Annotated in this window: 1 protein-coding gene; it reads right to left on the bottom strand. The window is 54.2% G+C overall.

Going from position 1 to position 432, the window contains the following annotated elements:
* Positions 1-193: CoA transferase (locus AACY52_RS31695; RefSeq protein WP_339561610.1), on the bottom strand; the 193-nt coding region annotated here is incomplete at its 3' end.
* Positions 194-432: the final 239 nt, after the last annotated feature.

Below are 432 nucleotides of genomic sequence, written 5' to 3'. Positions count from 1 at the left end.
GATCGAGCGCCACCGAGCGCTTATTGCGATTGAGCGCGGCATGGAACGCCGGAAACTGCCGCGCGGGATCTCCGATGCCCGGACGCTCGACGAGGATGACGTCGGCCCCAAGATCGGCCATCAGAAGCGTCGCGTAGGGCCCGGGATATTGCTCAGCCAGGCTGACAATACGAATACCCTCGAGCTGCAACATGACGATGTCTCTTCCCCGGATGTGCAGAGCCTAAGCTTGCAGATTTTATTCGTTGGTCTATAATTTTACTGACTAAATTATTAATTGACCCAAAAGTCAAATACTTGTTGTCGAGGTGAGAACAGTGACGACGTCTAAAAAGATCAAGCCGGAGCAAAGCGTTCTGGTCGAAGTTCGTGCCGATGCGGTATGGATCACGCTCAATCGGCCGACGGCGCTCAACGCAATTACGCCCGACA

Source organism: Pseudomonas sp. EA_65y_Pfl1_P113 (assembly GCF_963970525.1).
In the GTDB taxonomy this organism is placed as follows: Bacteria; Pseudomonadota; Gammaproteobacteria; order Pseudomonadales; family Pseudomonadaceae; genus Aquipseudomonas; species Aquipseudomonas tritici.
This window is presented reverse-complemented; position numbering and strand designations above follow the sequence as displayed.